Source organism: Synechococcus sp. MIT S9508 (genome assembly GCF_047303045.1).
In the GTDB taxonomy this organism is placed as follows: Bacteria; Cyanobacteriota; Cyanobacteriia; order PCC-6307; family Cyanobiaceae; genus Synechococcus_C.
Map to the genome: position 1 here is coordinate 749,543 of NZ_CP138941.1, position 20,359 is coordinate 769,901.

The window sequence follows — 20,359 nt, forward strand, 5'->3', positions numbered from 1 at the left end:
GAGTAGACCATTTTCGGTGGGATTTGCGCATCTATATGCTTGTTGAAAGCTCATCGAAGCAATGCTGGGTTTAATGTCTCTGCATCTCTTGATTTTATTTTGAACATGTCAAATTTATTTTATGCATTAACAGTGTCCGTGGCATTTGTAGTGGTGATCACATATAAAAAGCTCCCCTGTTTTTGGGGAGCTTTGTGCTGGTGAGAGATGTCTTGAGAAGTGATCAGCGGTTGCGGTTCGAGAAGGTATAAGTGATTCGCCCGTAGTCCCCGCCTTCAGAAGTGTTGTTCACCCGCAATGTCTTGCTGATTGTTTGACCAGGGCGAACAATCATGAAGGGTGATCCTACAGATGTGCCATTGCGTCGAACTCCAATCCTGCGTCCGTCAAGGTCATTGCTGTTACAAGAAGTTCCCTCATAAAGCTCCATTGAGACCCAGATCTTGGCGACCCCCCTGTTATCAACTTCAACGCGATCCCAGTCTTCGATTCTGACTTCTCCGCCTGCGCAGTGTCGCGGGCTATTGCTGCGTCCGGAGGGCTTGAATGCGGTGGCGCTAGCCTCACGTTCTACATTGATAGTCGATGATTCGTTGTAATTTTTGAACTCATTTCTGAAGGTCTCGTCATCTTTGATGCGATAAGCCTTGCTTAGGGTCAGGCGTTGAGTCGCTGATCGTGGCGGATCAGAGATAGCACGATTCGTTAGGGGTACTGTGGCTGAAATGTTACCGTTGCTGAAGCTGAATTGGGCGCGTTGGGCCCGTGCATCTGGGATTCTGCGGATCAGTGTATTCATTTGCTGTGTGATTAAAGTATTGATGGATGGCAGATAGTTTTGGAATACGCCATTGAGCCTTTCTCGTACTTTATTGTTCATAAAACTGTCAGGAATGACATCAAAGCCACTTCTGATTGACCACTGTCCACCCACGCCAATGTTGGAGATGTTCGACAGCGTCATGTTTCTGTTGAGGATAAGATTGGCGGTAACTCGACCGTTATTCCAGTGCAGGTCAGGGACAGCATGGTCTTTCCATGATCCAAACCATTTATCCTCGACTTGAAATTCAGTTCCAGAGCTTTCGAAGGATGTTGTTAAGCGCAAGCCTTCGCGTGTGCCTGTAAGGAGCATGCTCCGACTGTTGAGATTGTCGGGCATGATTTTCAGATTGAGTGGTCCACTCGGGTTGTAATAGATGTTTGAAATTTTCTTCGTTTGTTGCGATGTGGGACCAATTTTGAAGCGGGCATAGCTTTTTCCTCTGCTGTTGTAGAGCTTCAGTGAGCTGTTGTTGAGCTGAGGCTGAACCAGTCTTGCTATGGCTTGGCTGGAGCAGGTAATTCTTGCGCTGCTAAGGCCTTGAAACTCAAGTTCGCAGCCTGCGCTTTGAATGGCGCGGAGTGCTTGCGCCTGTTGGTTGGGGCTGATGGCTTGTGCTCCCCGGGGCTGTAGTAGCTCGCCACCTGCGCCGACGCTCATCAACAGAGCAAAGGTGGCGGCAACAGCGCGCTTGGAAGGATTGCTTGGCATTGTTCTTTGAGAAGAGAATGATTTCATCGGCCGACTTGGCTGATGAACTAAGTGTTCTCTGCTCGTGTGATTAATCCCTTGATCTGGCTTTCATGAACCTGTGATTTTGGTCACAGGGCTGGCTATTTCAGATAGTCAGTTCAGATATGCCTGATGAGCGTTTCAAGTACTTCTTTGAATGCCTCTGGATTCCCGCTGTTATCAATTACCCGATCTGCGTGTTGACATTTTTTGCGCAACGGCCACTGGGCATGGATCCGTCTTGCGGCGTCCTGAACGCTGAGCCCGTCTCGCGCCATGAGTCGTTCCATTTGTTGCTCTTTCTCGCAGTGCACGACCCAGATCTCACTACAGAGCCCATCCAAACGGGCTTCAAACAGCAGAGGAATCATGAGTACAACCCTAGGCTCATGGCGAAGGCGTGCCAGCTCGGCTTCAAAACGCCTGCGCACCAGCGGATGGATCAGTTGTTCTAGCCATTGCCGCTCTTCGGGATCGTTGAACACGATCTGGCCCAGGGCGATTCTGTTGATACTGCGGTCTTGCTCAGTTGCTCTTTGAGCTGGATTGATGGGCTCCGCGATGGTCGGCCCATAGCGCTGATAAACGAGCGTGTTGCCGGGGCTTCCAGGGGCTAAGACTTCATGGGCATAAATGTCGGCATCCAGAACCGGCAGCCCGAGCTCTGCCAAGTGGCTCCCCACACTGCTTTTGCCGCTCGCGATACCTCCTGTTAACCCAATGCGGCGTTGCGTTCCTTGCCAGCGTGGCGTTGCGCTCAAGAGAGAGGAGAACAGATAGAGCATCAGTCTGTCTCTGCGGGTTCGGTTTATGGCGGCAGTTGCCGGCATTAAATAAGGCTGTGGTTTGCCTCGCTGGATATCTAGATGGCGCAATCTGTTTGCTGGTCTGCTGTTGCAGGCGGAGTAACTGCTCCAGTGGGCTTTCAAGCTGCCGGCATTACAGCTGGCCTGAAAGACTCCGGTAAACCGGACCTCGCCTTGTTGATGGCGCCGCACAATGCTGTCTGTGCCGGCACCTTCACGACCTCGGTGGTGCGTGCAGCCTGCGTTGACCTCTGTGCTGAGCGCTTGCAAACCAGCGAGGGATTTTGCAGAGCTGTACTGATTAATTCTGGCCAGGCCAATGCCTGCACCGGAGACCGTGGTCTGATCGATAGCCAGCGGGCCACTCAGGTTCTGGCAGATCGGCTGGGCCTATCAAGTGATCAGGTTTTGATCTGCTCGACGGGTGTCATTGGGGTGCCAATCCCGATGCAGCTGTTGCTGGCCGGTCTGGATCCGCTCGTGGAGGCTCTTGCAGTCGATGGCGGTTCAGCGGCAGCGAAGGCGATCCTCACCACGGATTTAGTGGAGAAGCAGATCGCTGTTGAGGCCGAGATTGAAGGCCGCATTGTGCGCATTGGCGGGATGGCCAAAGGTTCTGGAATGATTCACCCGGATATGGCCACGATGCTCGGCTATCTCACCTGTGATGCCGGAGTGCCATCAGAGGCTTGGCAGGCCATGGTTCGCCGTGCCGTTCAGCGATCGTTCAATGCCATCACCGTGGACGGCGATACCAGCACCAACGATACGTTTTTGGCCTTTACCGCGGGTGAACCTCTGCCGGCCGATCAGCTCGATCGGCTTGAACAGGGAGTGACTCTGGTCGCTCAATACCTGGCGCGTTCGATCGCTCGAGATGGAGAGGGTGCGACCTGCCTGATCGAAGTGCTGGTGGAGGGAGCTGCATCAGAAGCAGACGCATTGCAGATGGCCCGCACTGTGTGTGGATCATCGCTGGTGAAAACGGCTGTGCATGGCCGTGATCCCAACTGGGGCCGCATCGTGGCGGCGGCTGGACGCTCAGGAGTGGACTTTGATGCGCAGGCGGTTTCTCTCTGGATCGGAGAGCATCAATTAATGGTGAACGGTCAGCCGCTTGGCTTTGATCGGGAGGCGGCGGCGACCTATCTGCGAGCGCGGGCCTCAGGCCACTACCTAGACGATGATGCTGTGGTGATCCGTCTGCTGGTCGGCTCCGGTCCTGGCCAAGGTCGTGCCTGGGGCTGCGATCTGTCTGATCAATACGTGCGCATCAACGCCGATTACACAACTTGATCAATTCAAGGAGGTGATGCAGCACCGGCGATCAGAGGCGAAGATGGGCCGCGCCGACAGTTCGGTGTTGTTCGTACCTGCCCGAGCGATGACTACGACCACCTCTGATCAGCAGCGGCCTCGGCGCCCTCGTTACTGGGTGGCTCCTCTTGTGGCGGGCGCTTGTTTTGCTCTCGGTTACGGCATCACCCAGCGGGTGGTGTTGATGCGGCAGACCTTGGAAAAGCCTCAGCAGGCCACGTTCCGCCCGAACAGCTTTCCTGGAGAGACCTTGGATGGATTGAGACGACGGTATGGCGCTGATCAACCGTTGATGGGGGACGTTGCTGCGAAGGAAGCTCTGGATGCCGAGCAGCGCAAGGCCAACGAGCAGGCCGACGCCATCGCCAAGCAAGTGAAGCAGCTTGAGCAAGCGCAGCAGGCTGCTGTGTCACAGCCTGGGACGGATCAAGAGGAGCCAGTGTCCACTGCTGCACCAGTGGCGGCACCTGCTCTGGATGTTGACCAGCAGGAGAGTGCCGATGGGGCTCAGCCCGCTGAGGTTTTGACTCCCAACGATGAGGTGGTTGCGCCTGAGCCGGCGACTGCCACTGACCCTTTCGTCGAGCCTTCTGTTCAAGTGGCGCCGGAACCGGAATCTGCCGCTGTTGCCACTCCTGAGCCTGCGGTTACTCCCACTCAACCAGCCATCGATGAGTCGCTCATCATCAACGCACCACCGGCCACAGCACCGTCGACTCCACTGGCGCCCTGAGGTTGGTCACAACCCTGTCGGCGTATCTGCCACAGTTTCTTCATCGCTAGTCAGGCCATGACTCCCCCGGACGCCCTGTTGAGAGCGGCGATGAATCGTCTAATCGCCCGGGTGGGTGAAGGTGTGGCCGATGCAGCTGCTGGTGTTGCTGTTGCTGTTCAAGATGCGCCTGAGCGCATTCGGCAGGAATGGGATCTCTTTCAGGAAGAGGTCAAGGCAGAAGCCGAACGTTTGCAACACGAGGAACAGCCCCGCTCAGCATCCGCAGCTGAGCGCTCGGGCACAGAGAATGAGTCGCTGCAGCAGCGTATCGATCGGCTGCGTGCTCAGGTTGCTGACTTGAGCACGCGCTTGGAGGAACGGTCTTGAGTCGTTGGTGGGCGCGCCCTCTCCCTTGGCGCAGGGGGCTGAGAGCGCTGCGCATTTGGCGCACGGTGTTGGTGCTGCTGTTCCTGCTCTGGTGGGACAGCTGTGGTTGGACGTACCCAGGCGGGGTTTCTCCGGAGCGTCGTCAGACCCGTCAGCAGCAGCGCGCCCGCTGGCTGACCAGGGAATTGCTCCATCTCGGTTCGGCGTTCATCAAGCTCGGTCAATTGCTTTCGGCGCGTCCTGATGTGCTACCGGCGGGCTGGGTCGCTGAACTGGCTGATCTCCAGGACAAGGTTCCGGCTTTTCCGTTTGATCAGGCCCAGGCTCTGTTGGAAGCAGAGCTGGGTGCGCGCTGTGCGGAGATCATTGATCTCGATGAAAACCCTCTTGCAGCTGCATCGTTGGCCCAGGTGCATCGAGCCAGCCTGCGCAGTGGTCGTCAGGTGGTGCTCAAGATTCAACGCCCCGGTCTGGAGTCGCTCTTCCGGCTTGACCTGGAGGTGATGCAACAGGTGGCATCCGTGCTGCAGCGTCATCCTCAGTGGGGCCGAGGTCGTGACTGGGTGGCCATCGCTCAGGAATGCCGGCGTGTGCTGTTGCGTGAGCTGGATTTTCGTCTGGAAGCACAGCACGCTGCCCGCTTTCGTCAGCAGTTTCTGGATGACCCCCGCATTCGTGTTCCCGGTGTGATTTGGGAGCTGAGTACCCGTCAGGTCCTTTGTCTCGATTACATGCCGGGCATCAAGATCAACAATCGTCCTGAACTCCTGGCGGCTGGCATTGATCCGGGTGAGGTCGCTGAGATCGGTGCCGCCAGCTACCTGCAGCAGTTGGTGCGTTTCGGCTTTTTCCACGCCGATCCCCATCCCGGAAATCTGGCGGTTGCCAGCGATGGTGCCCTGATCTACTACGACTTCGGAATGATGGGGCAGCTGTCCGAGCGGTTGAGACGACGGCTGGGTTCCATGGTTCGGGCAGCAGCGTCTCGCGATGCATCGGCTTTGGTGGAGGAGATGCAGGTGGCTGGTGTTATCGCCACAGATGTGGATCTCGGGCCTGTGCGGCGTTTGGTTCGTCTAATGCTGCGGGATGCACTCACGCCTCCCTTCAGCGCTTCGGTGATCGACAAATTGTCGGGTGATCTCTACGAGCTGGTGTATGGCCAACCGTTTCGTCTGCCGGTGGAGCTGATCTTTGTGATGCGAGCGCTGTCGACTTTTGAGGGCGTGGGACGCAGCCTTGATCCCGGCTTTAGCCTGGTAGGGATTGCTAAGCCTTATCTGCTGCCTCTCATGACTTCCAGTGGATCCGGTTCCAATGATCTCTTCAATGAACTTGGCCGTCAGGTGGGCGCCCTCAGTTCTCGGGCCGTAGGGATTCCCCGTCGCTTGGATGAAAGTCTCGAGCGACTTGAACAGGGAGATCTGCAGCTCCAGATCCGTATGGGTGAATCGGATCGTCAGTTCCGCCGCATGGTCACCGCTCAGCAATCCATTGGTCAGTCGGTGCTGCTCGGAGGACTTGCTCTGGCGGCGGCTGTCATCGGTGCCAGCGTTCGTCCGCTCTGGGCTCTGCTGCCATTAGGTGCGGCTGTCCCGGTCGGAATGGGCTGGCTCAAGCTCCAGGTCAAACTTCGCAAGGATGCGCGTATGGAGTCCTTGTCTTCTTCACAACGTTAATTTGGCTTAATTGCCAAATTCTGGTTGTTTTGAGGTGAATGATTCAAGCAGTTAGCTAAATCATTTGATCTTAATTCGCGGCATGTAATAGTAATTTTGTCCGTGCCTGTTTTTCTTGAGTGCGTCTGAAGTTTTTGTTTTGCCTTCTCGCCGCAGTCGTAAATCCTTGATGTAATGACTTACCTTGCGTTCTGATGAGCTGATTCAGGCGTTGCCGCGGGGGCCTTGGCCCACTGCACCGGCATAGACAGCCTGGCTGCCCAGTTCATCCTCAATGCGCAGCAGCTGGTTGTACTTGGCAACCCGCTCACTTCGGCTCAGAGAACCCGTTTTGATCTGACCAGCCCGTGTGGCGACAGAGAGATCGGCGATGGTTGTGTCTTCGGTTTCACCGCTGCGGTGGCTGATCACGCTGGTGTATCCCGAGCGACCGGCGAGGTCGATGGCCTGAAGAGTTTCAGTGAGAGAACCGATCTGGTTCACTTTGATCAGGATCGAGTTGGCGGTGCCGCTGTCGATGCCCTGTTGCAAGCGTTTGGTGTTGGTAACAAACAGGTCGTCACCAACCAGTTGCACCTTGCCGCCGAGGCGCTCGGTCAGCAATTTCCATCCCTCCCAGTCGTCTTCGGCAAGGCCGTCCTCGATTGAAACGATGGGGAACCTCTCAACCAACTGTTCAAGTTGGCCGACCATTTGAGCGCTGTCGTAGCTGCCGCCATCAAAGGCATAACGACCATTCTCGAAGAATTCGGTACTGGCAACATCCAGAGCCAGGGCGATCTGTTCGCCAGGCTTGTAGCCGGCCTTTTGAATCGCTTCCACCAGAATCTCGCCCGCTTCCACGTTGCCCAGATCAGGAGCGAAGCCTCCTTCATCACCCACGGAGGTGCTCATGCCTTTGTCCTTGAGCAGTCCCTTCAGGGTGTGGAACACTTCGGTGCCCATGCGCAGCGCCTCTCGGAAGCTTGGGGCGCCATGGGGAACCAGCATGAATTCCTGGAAATCCAGGCTGTTGGCGGCGTGGGCGCCACCATTGATCACATTCATCAATGGCACCGGCAACAGCGTGGCCATCGGTCCGCCCAAATAGCGGTAGAGCGGCAGTCCAAGACCATTGGCCGCTGCACGGGCATTGGCCATGCTCACCGCGAGGATTGCGTTGGCGCCGAGGCTGGACTTGTTGTCGCTGCCGTCGAGTTCCAACATCGCTGCGTCTACGGCTGCCTGATCCAGGGCAGAGAGTCCACAGAGGGCGGGGGCTATGCGCTCCTCGATGTGATTCACGGCCTGGATGACGCCTTTGCCCATGTAGCGATCGCCGCCATCGCGCAGCTCGTGGGCTTCGTGGGCACCGGTGCTGGCACCACTAGGCACGATGGCCCGACCACTGGCTCCACCTTCCAGCAAGACTTCGGCTTCCACCGTTGGATTTCCGCGGGAGTCGAGCACCTCACGGGCCACGATGGTGTCGATGACGAGGTCGAGGGAATCGAACACGTGATGCGGATCAAAGACTTGGCGATCCTATGGGTCCCCCTGCAACGCTGATTCCTCATCCCTGCCAACAGGCCACGACCCCTGCTGCTCCTCTACCGCTGATCTTGGGGATGCACCATGCTGGTGACAGCGATTGACCCCGATCATGCGCATGCTGCACACCATGCTTCGGGTTGGAGATCTGGAGCGATCGCTCTCTTTTTATACCGATGTCCTGGGCATGCAGTTGCTTCGCCGCAAGGACTATGCCTCCGGTCGTTTCACACTGGCCTTTCTGGGCTACGGCGACGAAAGGGATCACACCGTGCTGGAGCTCACGCATAACTGGGACACCGAGCATTACGACCTGGGTGATGGGTATGGCCACATCGCTCTCGGGGTGCAGGACATCCATGCCACCTGTTCGGGGATCGCTGAGCGAGGAGGAAGGCTCGTGCGCGCACCGGGCCCGATGAAGCACGGCAGCACGGTGATCGCTTTTCTGGAGGATCCCGATGGATACAAGGTGGAGCTGATTGAGCTTGCGTCCCGATCGACGGCCGCTTGAGTGGAGTCGCCCGCGATGACATCCGATTTCGGCGTGACCCCTCAACCTCCAGCCAGTCTCACGGTGGAGCCAGATCGTTTCAGCGATGACGCCTGGGAGCTGTTGCTCTCTGCCCAGGATTCAGCCCGTCGCTGGCGTCACGGTGATCTGGATGTGGAGCATTTGCTGCAGGCTCTGTTCAGTGATCCACGCTTTGAGGCGGACGTGGCCACATTGCCATTGCCTCAAGACCAGTTGCTCGATCAGCTCGAGGGCTTTCTGGAAGACCAGCCCATGGCCCGAGGTGATGAGCTGTTTGTCGGTGAAGATCTTGAGACCTTGCTCGAGGCGGCCGACAGCGTGCGTGGGCTCTGGGGGTCAAGGCTGATCGATGTGTCGCATCTCTTGATCGCCATCGGCCGTGATCCACGGATCGGCGCTGATCTGCTGTCTCGTTTCGGCTTGCCGGCTGATCGCCTGGAGGCCGAGCTGCGCAGACCCACCCCATCCGCTGCCTCTCCACCGCTCAATCCTCCTGCTCCTGTGATTCGTTCAGCAGCGCCAACGCCTGTTGTTCCACCTGTTCAGTCGTTGACTGAGCCTGTTCAGATCGGGCAAGGGCCGTCGGACCCCCTTGAAGATTCGGCGCTTGACCTGGCCAATGAGCCAGAGCCCATGGCGCTGGATCGTTATGCCCGTGACCTCACTGCCGCTGCGGCGCAGGGCCTCCTGGATCCTGTGGTCGGTCGTGATAGCGAGATCCGCAGCTTGATCAAGGTGCTCTCGCGTCGGGGTAAGAACAATCCTGTTCTGATCGGAGCGCCCGGTGTTGGCAAGACGGCCATTGCCGAGCTGCTGGCCCAACGCATCGTTGCCGGCGAAGTCCCGGAATCGCTTCAGGGATTGCGGCTTGTTGCCTTGGATGTGGGTGCTCTGATCGCTGGCGCCAAATTTCGCGGGCAGTTCGAGGAGCGCCTGCGAGAGGTGCTGCAGGAGGTGAGTGATCCAGAGGCTGGAGTGGTGCTGTTCATCGATGAATTGCACACCGTGGTCAACAGCGACCGCTCCAGTGCCGACGCTGGCAGCCTGCTCAAGCCTGCTCTGGCCAGAGGCGATCTGCGTTGTATTGCTGCAACCACGCCAGAGGATTACCGCCGCACAGTGGAAAAGGATCCAGCTCTGAACCGTCGCTTTCAGCAGGTGCAGATCTCCGAGCCTTCGATCGACCACAGCGTCGAGATTCTGCGGGGCGTGAAGGAGCGCTACGAGCTGCATCACGGCGTGACGATCACCGATGCCGCAGTGACGGCTGCTGCACGCCTTGCCGATCGATACATCAGTGATCGTTGCCTGCCAGACAAGGCCATCGATCTGATCGACGAAGCGGCGGCACAACTCAAGATGGATGTGACGTCTAAGCCCCAGGTGGTGGAGGACGCCGAGATGGATCTGCGTCGCGTTGAACTGGCTGTGCTCGCGGCAGAGCAGGCTCCTGAATCGGAGCGTGTGCAGCTTCAGCGCCAGCGACTTGAGGCTTCGTCTCAACTCACTCAGCTGCGTGAGCGCTGGCAGGCAGAGCGGGAACAGCTGCAGGAACTGCGCCAGCTACTGCAGGAAGATGAGGATCTACGCCATGCCGTTGCTGAAGCAGAGCGCCAGGGCGATCTGGAAGAAGCTGCGCGGCTTCAGTACGACCAGCTGCATCGTCTTCAGCAGCGTCGCAGTGACCTGGAGGAGTCGCTCAAGAAGGCGCAGCAAGAAGGCACGGCACTGTTGCGGGAGCAGGTGGAAGCCGAGGACATTGCCGATGTGGTGGCCCGTTGGACCGGGATTCCCATCCAGCGCCTGCTGGCAGGCGAACGTCAGAAGCTGCTGGAGCTTGATCTGCGCCTGGGGGAGCGTGTCATCGGCCAGTTCGATGCCGTGGGGGCTGTGGCCGCGGCGATTCGTAGGGCCAGAGCCGGCATGAAGGATCCTCGACGCCCCGTGGGTTCATTTCTGTTTCTGGGGCCGACAGGTGTGGGCAAGACCGAACTGGCTAAGGCTCTCGCTGGCCAACTGTTCGACGAGGAGGAGTCCATGGTGCGCCTCGACATGAGCGAGTTCATGGAGCGCAACGCGGTCGCGCGCTTGCTCGGGGCCCCCCCCGGTTATGTCGGTTACGAGGAAGGAGGTCAGCTGACCGAAGCGGTGCGTCGTCGTCCTTACGCCCTGTTGCTTCTCGATGAGGTGGAGAAGGCTCACCCTGATGTGTTCAATGTGCTGTTGCAGGTGCTCGATGACGGACGTCTCAGCGATTCGCAGGGGCGCACGGTTGATTTTCGCCACACTGTGGTCGTGATGACCAGCAATCTGGCCAGCCGGGCCATTCTTGAATCAGCTCGCCAGGACAGGGAAGCGGGAGCACCAAGTGATCCATCCGCTCTAGATGGGGCTGTGGATGAAGCTCTGGGGCGACATTTTCGGCCTGAATTCCTGAACCGCATCGATGAAGTGATCCGGTTTCAGCCTCTTGGACTCGACGATCTCAACAAAATTGTGCGCCTGCAGTTGGCTGATCTGGCCACGCTGCTGAGAGAGCAGGGGCTTGAGCTGCGCGTTGAGGAAGGTGTGATTGAAGCGATCGTGAGCCTCGGTTATGAGCCGGAGTATGGAGCGAGGCCCTTGCGTAGGGTGCTGCGTCGTCGTCTGGAGAATCCCCTGGCGACTGAGTTGCTGGAGGAGCGTTTCAGCGGTGCTCAGGCGGTTCGTGTGCAGGCTGGAGCGACTCCGAACGCCCCCTTCTTGTTCGAGCCTGAATAACCTCTAATTGAGGCGTCCGGTACGATATTCAATTGCTGTCACGTGCCTTAAAAGCCGGCGTCAGCACCGGCCCAGACGACTTTTTGATCCGTCATCCGTGACCAGCCCCACTTCCGAGGACACCACAGCAGCGACGCCCCCCCCCTCATTAGGCCCTGAACAGCCTGAGAAAAAGGGCGGTTTTCTGCAAGCCACCTTTGAAGAGTTGAAGCTTGTGGTCTGGCCCAGCCGACAACAGCTGTTCAGCGAATCCATCGCCGTGATCCTGATGGTGAGCCTCTCCGCTGCGGCCATTGCCGCTCTGAGTCGCTTCTACGGCTGGGCTGCGTCCCAGGTGTTCCGTTGAGTCCTGATCCGGTGCATTTTCCCAGTTCATCCTTCGCTCCTGCCTTGCCTCGTGTCTGATCTCGATCAAAGCCAGTCGGACTCCAGTGAGGTGCTTGATCTTCCTGCGCCGAATGACGGAGAAGAGGGCACCCTTGAAACCCCCACAATCCGCACGGGCGTTGCCCGCTGGTATGCGGTTCAGGTGGCATCAAGTTGCGAGAAAAAGGTGAAGGCCACGCTCGAGCAGCGGGCTGTGACGCTCGGTGTGAGTAATCGCATTCTTGAGATCGAAATTCCCGAAACGCCTGCGGTAAAAATCAAAAAAGACGGCAGCCGCCAGTCCACTGAGGAGAAAGTGTTCCCCGGTTATGTGCTTGTGCGCATGGTGCTGGATGAAGACACGATGATGGCCGTGCGCAGCACCCCAAACGTCATCAACTTTGTCGGGGCGGAAGATCGTCGTGCCACCGGTAAAGCACGTGGTCATATCAAGCCACGCCCCTTAAGTCGTCAGGAAGTCGACCGCATCTTCAAGCGTGCTGCCGAGAAGAAGACGGTTGTCAAAGTCGATCTCATTGAGGGTGATCAGATTTTGGTCACTGCCGGCCCGTTTAAGGATTTCCAGGGTGAGGTCATTGAGGTGTCGGGTGAGCGCAGCAAGCTCAAGGCACTCCTCTCCATCTTTGGTCGTGAGACACCAGTCGAACTTGAGTTTTCCCAGGTGAGCAAGCAGAACTGATATTGGCGGCGGCCGTCTCCCTGCGGAGGGCGGCCTGAGGGGTGGTTCTTCACCCCGCCGCACCTGCCCCGAGGGCCAGGTGATCCGCAGATGTTCAACTCCGTCCGCCGATGGCCAAGAAAGTCGTAGCTGTGATCAAGCTGGCCCTTCAGGCCGGCAAAGCCAACCCTGCACCGCCCGTGGGTCCTGCCCTCGGTCAGCACGGGGTCAACATCATGGCGTTCTGCAAGGAGTACAACGCCCGCACCCAGGACAAAGCCGGGTTCGTGATTCCGGTGGAAATCTCGGTCTTTGAAGACCGCAGTTTCACCTTCATCACCAAGACGCCCCCAGCGTCCGTGTTGATCACCAAGGCTGCTGGAATCGCTAAAGGTTCCGGAGAGTCCGCCAAGGGAAGCGTTGGCTCCATCAAGCGATCCCAGCTTGAGGAAATCGCCAAGACCAAGCTGCCCGACCTCAACTGCACCAGCGTTGAGTCGGCCATGCGCATCATCGAAGGCACTGCCCGCAACATGGGCGTCGCCATCAGCGACTGACGCTCCAGCGCCAGTCATTGCTCACTTCCAATTTCTTCAGGGGGAGACCTTGCGGTCGTCTGAACCCCATCTAAGCCATGCCAAAACTTTCAAAACGCCTGGCCAGCCTCGTCACCAAGGTTGAAGAGCGTGCTTACGAGCCGCTTGAAGCCATTCAGCTGGTCAAGGACAACGCCAACGCCAAGTTCGACGAGACCATGGAGGCGCATGTGCGTCTCGGGATCGATCCCAAATACACCGATCAGCAGCTGCGCACCACCGTGGCACTGCCTCACGGCACCGGTCAGACCGTGCGCATCGCGGTGGTCACCAGTGGTGAGAAGGTTGCAGCGGCCAAAGCAGCCGGCGCCGAGCTCGCAGGCGATGAGGATCTGGTCAACACCATCAGCAAGGGGGAGATGAACTTCGACCTGCTGATCGCTACCCCAGACATGATGCCCAAAGTGGCCAAGCTGGGTCGTGTGCTCGGCCCCCGTGGTCTGATGCCCAACCCCAAAGCCGGTACCGTCACGACCGATTTGGCGGCCGCCATCAAGGAGTTCAAGGCTGGCAAGCTCGAATTCCGTGCTGACCGCACCGGCATTGTGCACGTGCGTTTCGGTAAGGCCAGCTTTGATGCTGCCAACCTGCTAGACAACCTGAAAATGCTTCAGGAGACCATTGATCGCAATAAGCCCAGCGGCGCCAAGGGTCGTTATTGGAAGAGCCTGTATGTGACCTCCACGATGGGTCCTTCAGTGGAAGTGGATATCTCAGCCCTTCAGGACATCAACAAAGAGGGTTGATCCAGCTCATCCCAGCCAGCCTCCACTCTGGTGGGGGCTTTGATGTAAGTTTGAATGCTGGCGAAAGCCAGACAACGGGCACGCGCCCGGCCAAAGACAGCAGGTTGCTTCAAGAGGTTGTTACCAACCGTTCTAGATGCATAAGTCCTGCCGAGGCAGACGCGACGATTTTGCTCCCTCATGGGATTGGATCGATACGCGGCCTCGTCTCCTTCGGGAGCACTGAACGGCCGTGTGTCCAGCTTGTTCCCCCGATCCGATCCAAATCCTATGGGCCGCACTCTGGAGAGCAAGCAACAGATCGTCGAAGAGCTCAAGCAGCTCCTCGGTGAGGCCGAAATGGCATTGGTCCTGGATCACCAGGGTCTCTCCATCAAGGAAATGTCTGATCTGAGGACTCGTCTTCGGGCCAGCAACGGCGTTTGCAAGGTGACCAAAAACACCTTGATGAGACTCGCCATTGATGGTGATAGTGCCTGGTCCAACCTCGATCCCCTTCTGAGTGGTACCAACGCTTTCGTCCTGGTTAAGGGCGATGTCGGCGGTGCAGTCAAAGCCCTTCAGGCTTTTCAGAAGGACACCAAGAAGTCCGAAACCAAGGGCGGCCTTTTCGAAGGCAAGCTCCTGTCTCAGGACGAGATCAAGGCCATCGGTGACCTTCCCACCAAGGAAGTGCTCATGGCTCAGATCGCTGGTTCCATCAATGCCGTTGCCACCAAGGTGGCTGTGGGCATCAACGAGGTTCCCTCCGGTCTTGCTCGGGCGCTCAAGCAGCACGCCGATTCCGGCGAAAGCTGAACGTCTTCGACCCGACTGTTTTTTTGATCTGTTGCTGAATCCCAACCATGTCTGCAAAAACCGACGAAATCCTCGAATCGTTGAAGTCCCTTTCCCTGCTTGAAGCTTCCGAGCTTGTTAAGCAGATCGAAGAGGCCTTCGGCGTCTCCGCTGCCGCATCCGCGGGTGTGGTGATGGCTGCCCCCGGCGCTGCCGCTGGTGGTGGTGGCGAGGCCGCTGAAGAAAAGACCGAATTTGATGTTGTGCTGGAAAGCTTTGATGCTTCCGCCAAGATCAAGGTCCTCAAGGCTGTGCGCGAAGCCACAGGCCTTGGCCTGGGCGATGCCAAGGCCATGGTCGAGGCTGCTCCAAAGACCATCAAAGAAGGTGTCTCCAAGGACGACGCCGAAGCCCTCAAGAAAGCCATTGAAGAGGTGGGCGGCAAGGTCACTCTCAAGTGATTTTGTTGGATCGGCGGCCTGCGGTTGCTGATCCTTTCCCTTCAATCGATACCGACCTTCGGGTCGGTTTTTTTTTGTCTGGACGATTGCAGCCAATCGGGTTTGGCTGTACAAAAAAAAGCTCTGCTTGAAGCAGAGCTCAGAAGTGAAACGCATGACCGGAGTCTGTCCTTGTTTCGACCCGGAAGATGCGTTGTCCACTCCTCACACTTCGACAACGTAAAAAATTGCTTTGGAAATTGCGCGTTGTGCTGGGGCGCTCTGTCAACTGTCCTTCCGTGGGGCCGCGGCTCAGGGTCGAAAGGGAATCACTGTCAGACGGACCGGTCCACTTGGCTGTGAAGGCGGCATGGGCAGGCTGGCGGTAAAGGTCAGGCTTCGATCAAACGTTCTCGCCTTGCTGACGGCCATCAGCGTGTTCATCGGCTTCGGATTGGCGAAATACACGTGGCTCAGCGTGCGCCCCTTGTAGCTGCGGCGTTCGAGCGACCAGCCTGGCTCCAGCGTCAGTTTCACAAAGGCGTTTTTATCCCTGCGTACTTTGTTGGCTCTGGCCACTGTGATGCCGCCACCGCGCACAGAGTCCATCGCCTGCAATGCCAGACCGTTTCTGCTCTGTTTCAGACGCAGGCGATAGCGCTTGTCGACATCGTTGCCGGACGTGCGCAGCGAGTAGCCGTTGCTGTCCAGGTAGCGGCTGCAGATTCCCGTGAAATCGAAGTTGTTCAGAGAAGGGTTCATCAGTCCGTCCTGACGTTCCTCCCAGCAGAGCGGCCTGGCTTTGATCTGTTCCAGCACCAGAAGCTTCCAGCGATCTCGTCCCACTGCCTGGGCCAGGATTGCGAAACGTTCCTCTTGCAGTGGACTGCTGTCGAACAGGGCCCGGGCCCATCCAGGCAGGCTCCCGGCCATCGCCGCCAGTCCTACGGCAGCAGCACTCAGCGCAGCTTTGCGGAAGTAGGTTCGGCCCATGGCCCAGTCCTCCTGGGTGTTCAAGAACCGTGTTGTACCGAAGAAGGCGTGAGGTGACCAATGGCTGAGGCTGATCAGAGAGGTCGCGTTGTGGCCGCTGCCACTGACGGAGCCTGCAGCGGTAATCCTGGCCCCGGAGGCTGGGGGGCCTTGATCCGCTTTGAGGACGGCAGTGTGGAGGAGTTCGGGGGTGCCGACCCGGCCACCACCAACAACCGCATGGAGCTGCAGGCAGCGCTGGCCATGTTGGAGAGGCTGGCGGAGTTGCCTCGTCATCCCGATCTCACCCTGCGCACAGATAGCAAGTACCTGATCGATGGCCTGGGCTCTTGGATGGCGGGTTGGAAACGCAAGGGCTGGAAAACCGCAGCGGGCAAACCCGTGCTCAATCAGGACCTCTGGCAGTCCCTCGACGCTGCCCGCCTCTCCGATGTGCCGCTGACCTACGTGAAAGGTCACAGCGGTGACCCGGATAACGATCGGGTCGATCAGATCGCTGTGGCTTTCTCCAAGGGGACATCGCCAAGGCTTGGTCGAGCGTCTCAAGCTGCCCCCTCCAAACTCGACAGAACAGTGGATGGGCCACAAACGCAGGGAGATGACTTGGCACCTGAATCCCTGCAACAGCTCCTCACCAGGCTGGAATTGGCCGATCGTTTGGCTGCTGGCGGATATGCCCTGTCCCTGGTGGAACTGGCCCAGCTGGTGGAGCAACCGCTGACGCGCCTGGCAGAACGACAACAGACCTGGAGCTGGCGTGATTGGCTGGTGGAACCGGCCGAGGGCGATTGCTGGCGGCTGCGCCGCGCCGAGGCAGGATCGAGATAGATCGAGGAACCCAGATGACCCAGCCGTCATCGTCCGGGGTGATGTCCACCGCAGGTTTCTATCGGCGCTGGTTGGGACCTGTGCTGGCCAAAGACGAAGGCATGGATGCTGAACAGCTCAGCCGTGCTGCCCTTCAGGCATTGGGTCAGTGCAGTCTTCGCCGCGAGTGGCCGGGTTTGTCTGGTGTCCTTGATGGTGTGGCAGCTGAACTGACACGCCGTGACCTGCGCTTGGAGCAGGTGTTATTCGGATGCCGTTTCAGCAATCCCGTGGGGCTGGCGGCTGGATTTGATAAAGACGGTGTTGCTGCTGGGGTCTGGGATCGTTTTGGGTTTGGGTTTGCCGAAGTCGGCACCGTCACCTGGCATGGCCAGCCTGGCAATCCGAGGCCGCGGCTGTTTCGTTTGGCCCAGGAGCGCGCGGCATTGAACCGCATGGGTTTCAACAACAAAGGTGCAGAGGAGCTGCGTCGCACCCTCGAGCGACAGGCTCTCCCGCCGCGCGGTCAGCGACCTGCCGTGCTCGGGATCAATCTCGGTAAATCGAAGGTGACGCCGCTGGAGCTGGCGGCTGATGACTACGCCTCGTCGCTGGAAATGTTGGCGCCACTGGCCGACTATGCAGTGATCAATGTCAGTTCGCCGAATACCCCTGGTCTTCGTGACCTCCAGGACGCCACTCAGTTGCGACGACTGGTGGAACGCTTGCGCAGGCTGCCGGGCTGTCCGCCACTGCTGGTGAAGATCGCACCGGATCTCGAAGATGACGCCATCGATGGCATCGCCCGCCTGGCCTATGAGGAGGGGCTCGCCGGTGTGATTGCCGTCAACACGAGTCTCGATCGGCTTGGGTTGGCTCAGCGGGTGCTGAGCCAAACTGGCCGCAGCCTTGCCCAGGAAGCTGGGGGTCTCAGCGGTGATCCGTTGCGCCAGCGGGCTTTGGAGGTGCTGCGTCGGTTGCGTGCAACTGCTGGTCCAGCACTGCCGCTGGTGGGGGTCGGTGGGATCAGCACGCCCGAGGCCGCCTGGGAGCGGATCGCTGCCGGAGCGTCTTTGGTTCAGCTGTACACCGGTTGGATTTTTGAAGGTCCGGATCTAGTGCCCCGCGTCCTGGAGGGGCTGATCGAGCAGCTGGATCGTTACGGCATTCGTCACATAAGTGAAGCGGTGGGTAGCGGCGCCCCCTGGCACTAGCCGATACCCTTCCAGCAGGGTCGCAGCACCCACTGGCTTGGAGTTGCATCGTGGTGCTTGCAGAACTGCGTGATCGCTTCCCGGCTCTGGACAGCTGGGTAATGCAGGTGCAGGGTCTGCTCGATCCACGCCGAGTGCTGCTGGCACCGGAGGATGAAGCGCTCAATCTGGCCTGCTGGTCGCAGGATGACTGGGCCTTGTCGAATCTTGTTCTTCCGCCTGATTTATGCCGCTTCGGTCAGCCTCTGAACCGTGAGGCGCTGGGGGAGACCATTGCTGATCTGCTGCTGGAACAGGGGCTGAGTCTTCCTCAGGTTGAGGTTGAGCTGCTGTTGCCTCTCACAAGTTGTCAGTGGCGTCTGCTTGAGGGGGCAGCATCGGCTGCGCTGAGCTGCGGCGCTGAGCTGCGGCAGCTGCATCCTGAGCTGGGCTGGTCGCTGGCTGTGCAAGACAGTTACCTGGATCTGCTCCCTCAGCCGCGAGCCGATTCGGCCCTGGTCGTGGGGACGGATCGACTGCTACTGCAGGCCTGGGTGAGCACCCTGGAGGAGGCGGATCTTCCATTGCGGCGTGCTGAATGGGTGTTGTCGGCCGCCTGGCGAGGGCTTCGCGATTCCCAGGCTGGCACTGATGAGCGACTGGTCTGGTTGGTGGAGCAGGCGGGTCGCTGGCGGTTGTTGTTGTTACGCAAGGGTTGTCCAGAGTTTGATTTCAACCTGCAGTCCTCGGAGCACCCTGCGCTCAGGCATGAGGTGCTGGAGCTCGTTGAAGCCTGGGATCCAGTCGGCATGCCGGGGTGGTGGATCACTGCCGCACCTGAGTGGCAGGGCTATTGGGGCGCAGAGCATGATTCCCGGCATGGACCTTTGCATTCCGATTCCGAAATGTCGTTGTTCGAGCTTGCTCTGACGGCGTCCCGGGGGAGGGACGATGCCTGATCGATCGGTTGAACAGCAACTGCCTGATCTCCTGCGGGAACGCAGGCTCGAGCTCGGGTTGCCCGAGCCTGCCGGGTCATGTCAACCCATGCGCCCGTTGCTGTTGCGCGGGGCCTTGATCGGTGGGGTGGCGGTGCTTCTGTCCCTTGGTTCGATCGTTGTCATCAGACTGATCGAAAGCCAGCACAAGCAGCAGTTGCAGCTGTTGTCACCCTTCGAGCAGCGAGTGCAATCAACGGAAGGCCGCCTGCGTATTGCCAAGCGAAAAGTGGCCACGATTCGAGAGGACAATCTGCAAATCGCTGAGCAGTTGGTGGCTGTGCCGGCGGGCTCACCCCTGCTGGTGCAGTTGGGCCTTGTGACGCCAGTGGGCGTTCAGCTCGAGGATGTTTCGGCGCAGAACGACTTGATCAAAGTGTCTGGAAAGGTGGGGCTGGGTGGTCAACCAGGTCCGCTTGAGCGAGTCAACGCTCTCCAGCTCGCGTTGGAGCGCTTGCCGATCTCCCAGACGAATGGCGTCAAGGTATTGAAAGTCACCAGGGATGATGGCGAGGCGCCTTCGGTGCGCTTCAGCCTTGACTGGTCGCTTGATGCCACGGCTAAACCCTCCCTTCAGCAGCTTCAGCAGTTCGGTGCGGTTGGCCTAGCGCAGCGCTATCGCTTGCTGGAGCAGCAGGGGGTCGCACCGTGACGAATCTCAGTCCTGATCGTTCAGCCTGGCGGCATCGAATCACCAGGGAGCGCGTTTTGGTCGCTGTTCCGGCTCTGATTGGTTTGGCGTTGGCTTCTGGGGTGCTCGCTGCAGTGGGATGGCCGGGATTGGATCGGCTCGATCAACAGCGTCAGCGGATCGCAGAGCTCTCTAGCAAGCGTGCCACTCTTCCTCTTTTGGAGGCTCAGCTCAAGCAGAGCGACAAAACGCTTGGTGAAGTGATGCAGCAACAGGCTCAGCTGATGACCCTGTTGGCAGGTCGTGGCCAGATTCAGACGTTTCTGGCTCAGCTCAGCCGTATTGCCGCCGCAAGCGGTGTGGTGATCACTCTTTATGAACCGGTCCCGGCGAGTTCACTGGAAGCCTCGAATCGCAGCGGAACCAGGGATCAGAACATCAAGCGCACGGGCGGTGCAAAAGAGACCAACGATCCACTCAAGGAGCTTGGATATGTGAAAAGCTCAGTGTTGTTGCAGGTGGAGGGGCCTTATCAGGGATTGCTGAAGTTCTTGAGGGGCATGGAGCAGCTTGAGCTTCTTGTGCAGCCGAGTGATCTCGAGCTCACTGCTCTCGAGGCTCCCGCAGAAGTTGAAGGTCAGTCGGTGAAGATCGATCTGCCTCGCACACGATTGAAGTTGAGGATGACTTTTTTTGATCAAGTGCCGAAGGCTGGCGACGGTGCCTTGAGCTCTACGGGGTCTTCTGACACGAAGGGCAAAGGAGAACAACCCTCGTAAGGCGGACTCCTGACCTATTCATTGCAGCCGTTTCAAGAGGGCTGGCCTTGGTCGAATCCGATCGATACCA

General features: G+C 58.5%; 21 protein-coding genes. 17 read left to right on the forward strand and 4 right to left on the reverse strand.

The features are described 5' to 3' along the window. Window positions 1-223: 223 nt before the first annotated feature. Together SIB42_RS03740 and coaE are read right to left on the reverse strand one after the other, a co-directional pair. Window positions 224-1,561 carry a hypothetical protein gene (locus tag SIB42_RS03740; protein WP_156485211.1) on the reverse strand — a complete coding sequence of 446 codons (1,338 nt, stop codon included), beginning with the start codon at window positions 1,559-1,561 and terminating at the stop codon, window positions 224-226. A gap of 113 nt (window positions 1,562-1,674) precedes the next feature. Next, window positions 1,675-2,316 carry a dephospho-CoA kinase gene (gene coaE / locus SIB42_RS03745; RefSeq protein WP_231856433.1) on the reverse strand — a complete coding sequence of 214 codons (642 nt, stop codon included), beginning with the start codon at window positions 2,314-2,316 and terminating at the stop codon, window positions 1,675-1,677. A 105-nt stretch (window positions 2,317-2,421) separates the two neighbouring features. Between coaE and argJ the strand changes: the two genes are divergently transcribed. Genes argJ through SIB42_RS03765 form a run of 4 tightly spaced genes read left to right on the forward strand, consistent with a single transcriptional unit; the run spans window position 2,422 to window position 6,459 of the window. Further along, window positions 2,422-3,657: a bifunctional glutamate N-acetyltransferase/amino-acid acetyltransferase ArgJ gene (gene argJ / locus SIB42_RS03750; protein ID WP_067096052.1), complete on the forward strand. Its 1,236-nt coding sequence runs from the start codon at window positions 2,422-2,424 to the stop codon at window positions 3,655-3,657. Between the two features lie 43 nt (window positions 3,658-3,700). Further along, window positions 3,701-4,411 carry a hypothetical protein gene (locus tag SIB42_RS03755; protein ID WP_197459899.1) on the forward strand — a complete coding sequence of 237 codons (711 nt, stop codon included), beginning with the start codon at window positions 3,701-3,703 and terminating at the stop codon, window positions 4,409-4,411. A 57-nt stretch (window positions 4,412-4,468) separates the two neighbouring features. After that, entirely contained in the window at window positions 4,469-4,780 is a 312-nt protein-coding gene (locus SIB42_RS03760) for a hypothetical protein (protein WP_067096057.1), read from the forward strand. Further along, window positions 4,777-6,459 carry an ABC1 kinase family protein gene (locus tag SIB42_RS03765; RefSeq protein ID WP_067096060.1) on the forward strand — a complete coding sequence of 561 codons (1,683 nt, stop codon included), beginning with the start codon at window positions 4,777-4,779 and terminating at the stop codon, window positions 6,457-6,459. The genes SIB42_RS03760 and SIB42_RS03765 overlap by 4 nt, the downstream gene beginning before the upstream one ends. Window positions 6,460-6,663: 204 nt before the next feature. On the opposite strand, the gene eno is transcribed toward SIB42_RS03765, so the two are convergent. After that, on the reverse strand, window positions 6,664-7,956 hold the full coding sequence (eno, locus tag SIB42_RS03770) for a phosphopyruvate hydratase (RefSeq protein ID WP_067096062.1): 1,293 nt from the start codon (window positions 7,954-7,956) through the stop codon (window positions 6,664-6,666). Window positions 7,957-8,101: 145 nt separating this feature from the next. On the opposite strand from eno, the gene gloA reads away from it, so the two are divergent. From gloA to rplL, 8 genes are all read left to right on the forward strand, one after another. Beyond that, entirely contained in the window at window positions 8,102-8,503 is a 402-nt protein-coding gene (gene gloA / locus SIB42_RS03775; RefSeq protein ID WP_067096306.1) for a lactoylglutathione lyase, read from the forward strand. 15 nt (window positions 8,504-8,518) lie between these two features. Then, window positions 8,519-11,284, forward strand: a complete 2,766-nt coding sequence (locus tag SIB42_RS03780) for an ATP-dependent Clp protease ATP-binding subunit (protein ID WP_067096065.1) — start codon at window positions 8,519-8,521, stop codon at window positions 11,282-11,284. A 97-nt stretch (window positions 11,285-11,381) separates the two neighbouring features. After that, on the forward strand, window positions 11,382-11,630 hold the full coding sequence (gene secE, locus SIB42_RS03785) for a preprotein translocase subunit SecE (protein ID WP_067096068.1): 249 nt from the start codon (window positions 11,382-11,384) through the stop codon (window positions 11,628-11,630). A 51-nt stretch (window positions 11,631-11,681) separates the two neighbouring features. After that, window positions 11,682-12,350: a transcription termination/antitermination protein NusG gene (gene nusG / locus SIB42_RS03790; RefSeq protein WP_067096071.1), complete on the forward strand. Its 669-nt coding sequence runs from the start codon at window positions 11,682-11,684 to the stop codon at window positions 12,348-12,350. 110 nt (window positions 12,351-12,460) lie between these two features. Next, window positions 12,461-12,886, forward strand: coding sequence for a 50S ribosomal protein L11 (gene rplK, locus SIB42_RS03795; RefSeq protein ID WP_067096075.1), 426 nt, complete (start codon window positions 12,461-12,463; stop codon window positions 12,884-12,886). A 77-nt stretch (window positions 12,887-12,963) separates the two neighbouring features. Continuing rightward, the gene (rplA, locus tag SIB42_RS03800; protein WP_067096078.1) at window positions 12,964-13,671 is read left to right on the forward strand and encodes a 50S ribosomal protein L1; all 708 of its coding nucleotides are present in this window, start codon (window positions 12,964-12,966) and stop codon (window positions 13,669-13,671) included. A gap of 270 nt (window positions 13,672-13,941) precedes the next feature. Next, window positions 13,942-14,469: a 50S ribosomal protein L10 gene (gene rplJ / locus SIB42_RS03805; protein WP_067096079.1), complete on the forward strand. Its 528-nt coding sequence runs from the start codon at window positions 13,942-13,944 to the stop codon at window positions 14,467-14,469. A gap of 47 nt (window positions 14,470-14,516) precedes the next feature. Then, window positions 14,517-14,909, forward strand: coding sequence for a 50S ribosomal protein L7/L12 (gene rplL / locus SIB42_RS03810; RefSeq protein WP_066909258.1), 393 nt, complete (start codon window positions 14,517-14,519; stop codon window positions 14,907-14,909). A 291-nt stretch (window positions 14,910-15,200) separates the two neighbouring features. On the opposite strand, the gene SIB42_RS03815 is transcribed toward rplL, so the two are convergent. Then, the gene (locus tag SIB42_RS03815) at window positions 15,201-15,881 is read right to left on the reverse strand and encodes a DUF3747 domain-containing protein (protein WP_067096081.1); all 681 of its coding nucleotides are present in this window, start codon (window positions 15,879-15,881) and stop codon (window positions 15,201-15,203) included. 60 nt (window positions 15,882-15,941) lie between these two features. Here SIB42_RS03815 and SIB42_RS03820 point away from each other — a divergent pair, with 60 nt between their 5' ends. From SIB42_RS03820 to SIB42_RS03840, 5 genes are read left to right on the forward strand one after another with little or no spacing between them, the layout of a single operon-like run. Then, complete coding sequence (locus SIB42_RS03820) at window positions 15,942-16,709, forward strand: ribonuclease H family protein (protein ID WP_067096091.1); 768 nt, start codon at window positions 15,942-15,944, stop codon at window positions 16,707-16,709. Between the two features lie 14 nt (window positions 16,710-16,723). Continuing rightward, window positions 16,724-17,902: a quinone-dependent dihydroorotate dehydrogenase gene (locus SIB42_RS03825; RefSeq protein WP_067096309.1), complete on the forward strand. Its 1,179-nt coding sequence runs from the start codon at window positions 16,724-16,726 to the stop codon at window positions 17,900-17,902. A 50-nt stretch (window positions 17,903-17,952) separates the two neighbouring features. Next, complete coding sequence (locus tag SIB42_RS03830) at window positions 17,953-18,840, forward strand: hypothetical protein (protein ID WP_231856434.1); 888 nt, start codon at window positions 17,953-17,955, stop codon at window positions 18,838-18,840. Further along, window positions 18,833-19,531, forward strand: coding sequence for a pilus assembly protein (locus tag SIB42_RS03835; RefSeq protein ID WP_067096094.1), 699 nt, complete (start codon window positions 18,833-18,835; stop codon window positions 19,529-19,531). Before SIB42_RS03830 ends, SIB42_RS03835 begins: the two co-directional genes overlap by 8 nt. Continuing rightward, on the forward strand, window positions 19,528-20,289 hold the full coding sequence (locus tag SIB42_RS03840; protein ID WP_067096097.1) for a hypothetical protein: 762 nt from the start codon (window positions 19,528-19,530) through the stop codon (window positions 20,287-20,289). Before SIB42_RS03835 ends, SIB42_RS03840 begins: the two co-directional genes overlap by 4 nt. Window positions 20,290-20,359 lie beyond the last annotated feature (70 nt).

What these genes read in the sequence shown, in the direction of transcription:
- SIB42_RS03740 (WP_156485211.1), bottom strand. Translation starts at nt 1,561, where the DNA reads ATGAAATCATTCTCTTCTCAAAGAACAATGCCAAGCAATCCTTCCAAG.
- argJ (WP_067096052.1), top strand. Translation starts at nt 2,422, where the DNA reads ATGGCGCAATCTGTTTGCTGGTCTGCTGTTGCAGGCGGAGTAACTGCT.
- SIB42_RS03755 (WP_197459899.1), top strand. Translation starts at nt 3,701, where the DNA reads ATGGGCCGCGCCGACAGTTCGGTGTTGTTCGTACCTGCCCGAGCGATG.
- SIB42_RS03760 (WP_067096057.1), top strand. Translation starts at nt 4,469, where the DNA reads ATGACTCCCCCGGACGCCCTGTTGAGAGCGGCGATGAATCGTCTAATC.
- gloA (WP_067096306.1), top strand. Translation starts at nt 8,102, where the DNA reads ATGCGCATGCTGCACACCATGCTTCGGGTTGGAGATCTGGAGCGATCG.
- SIB42_RS03780 (WP_067096065.1), top strand. Translation starts at nt 8,519, where the DNA reads ATGACATCCGATTTCGGCGTGACCCCTCAACCTCCAGCCAGTCTCACG.
- rplK (WP_067096075.1), top strand. Translation starts at nt 12,461, where the DNA reads ATGGCCAAGAAAGTCGTAGCTGTGATCAAGCTGGCCCTTCAGGCCGGC.
- rplA (WP_067096078.1), top strand. Translation starts at nt 12,964, where the DNA reads ATGCCAAAACTTTCAAAACGCCTGGCCAGCCTCGTCACCAAGGTTGAA.
- rplJ (WP_067096079.1), top strand. Translation starts at nt 13,942, where the DNA reads ATGGGCCGCACTCTGGAGAGCAAGCAACAGATCGTCGAAGAGCTCAAG.
- rplL (WP_066909258.1), top strand. Translation starts at nt 14,517, where the DNA reads ATGTCTGCAAAAACCGACGAAATCCTCGAATCGTTGAAGTCCCTTTCC.
- SIB42_RS03815 (WP_067096081.1), bottom strand. Translation starts at nt 15,881, where the DNA reads ATGGGCCGAACCTACTTCCGCAAAGCTGCGCTGAGTGCTGCTGCCGTA.
- SIB42_RS03820 (WP_067096091.1), top strand. Translation starts at nt 15,942, where the DNA reads ATGGCTGAGGCTGATCAGAGAGGTCGCGTTGTGGCCGCTGCCACTGAC.
- SIB42_RS03825 (WP_067096309.1), top strand. Translation starts at nt 16,724, where the DNA reads ATGACCCAGCCGTCATCGTCCGGGGTGATGTCCACCGCAGGTTTCTAT.
- SIB42_RS03835 (WP_067096094.1), top strand. Translation starts at nt 18,833, where the DNA reads ATGCCTGATCGATCGGTTGAACAGCAACTGCCTGATCTCCTGCGGGAA.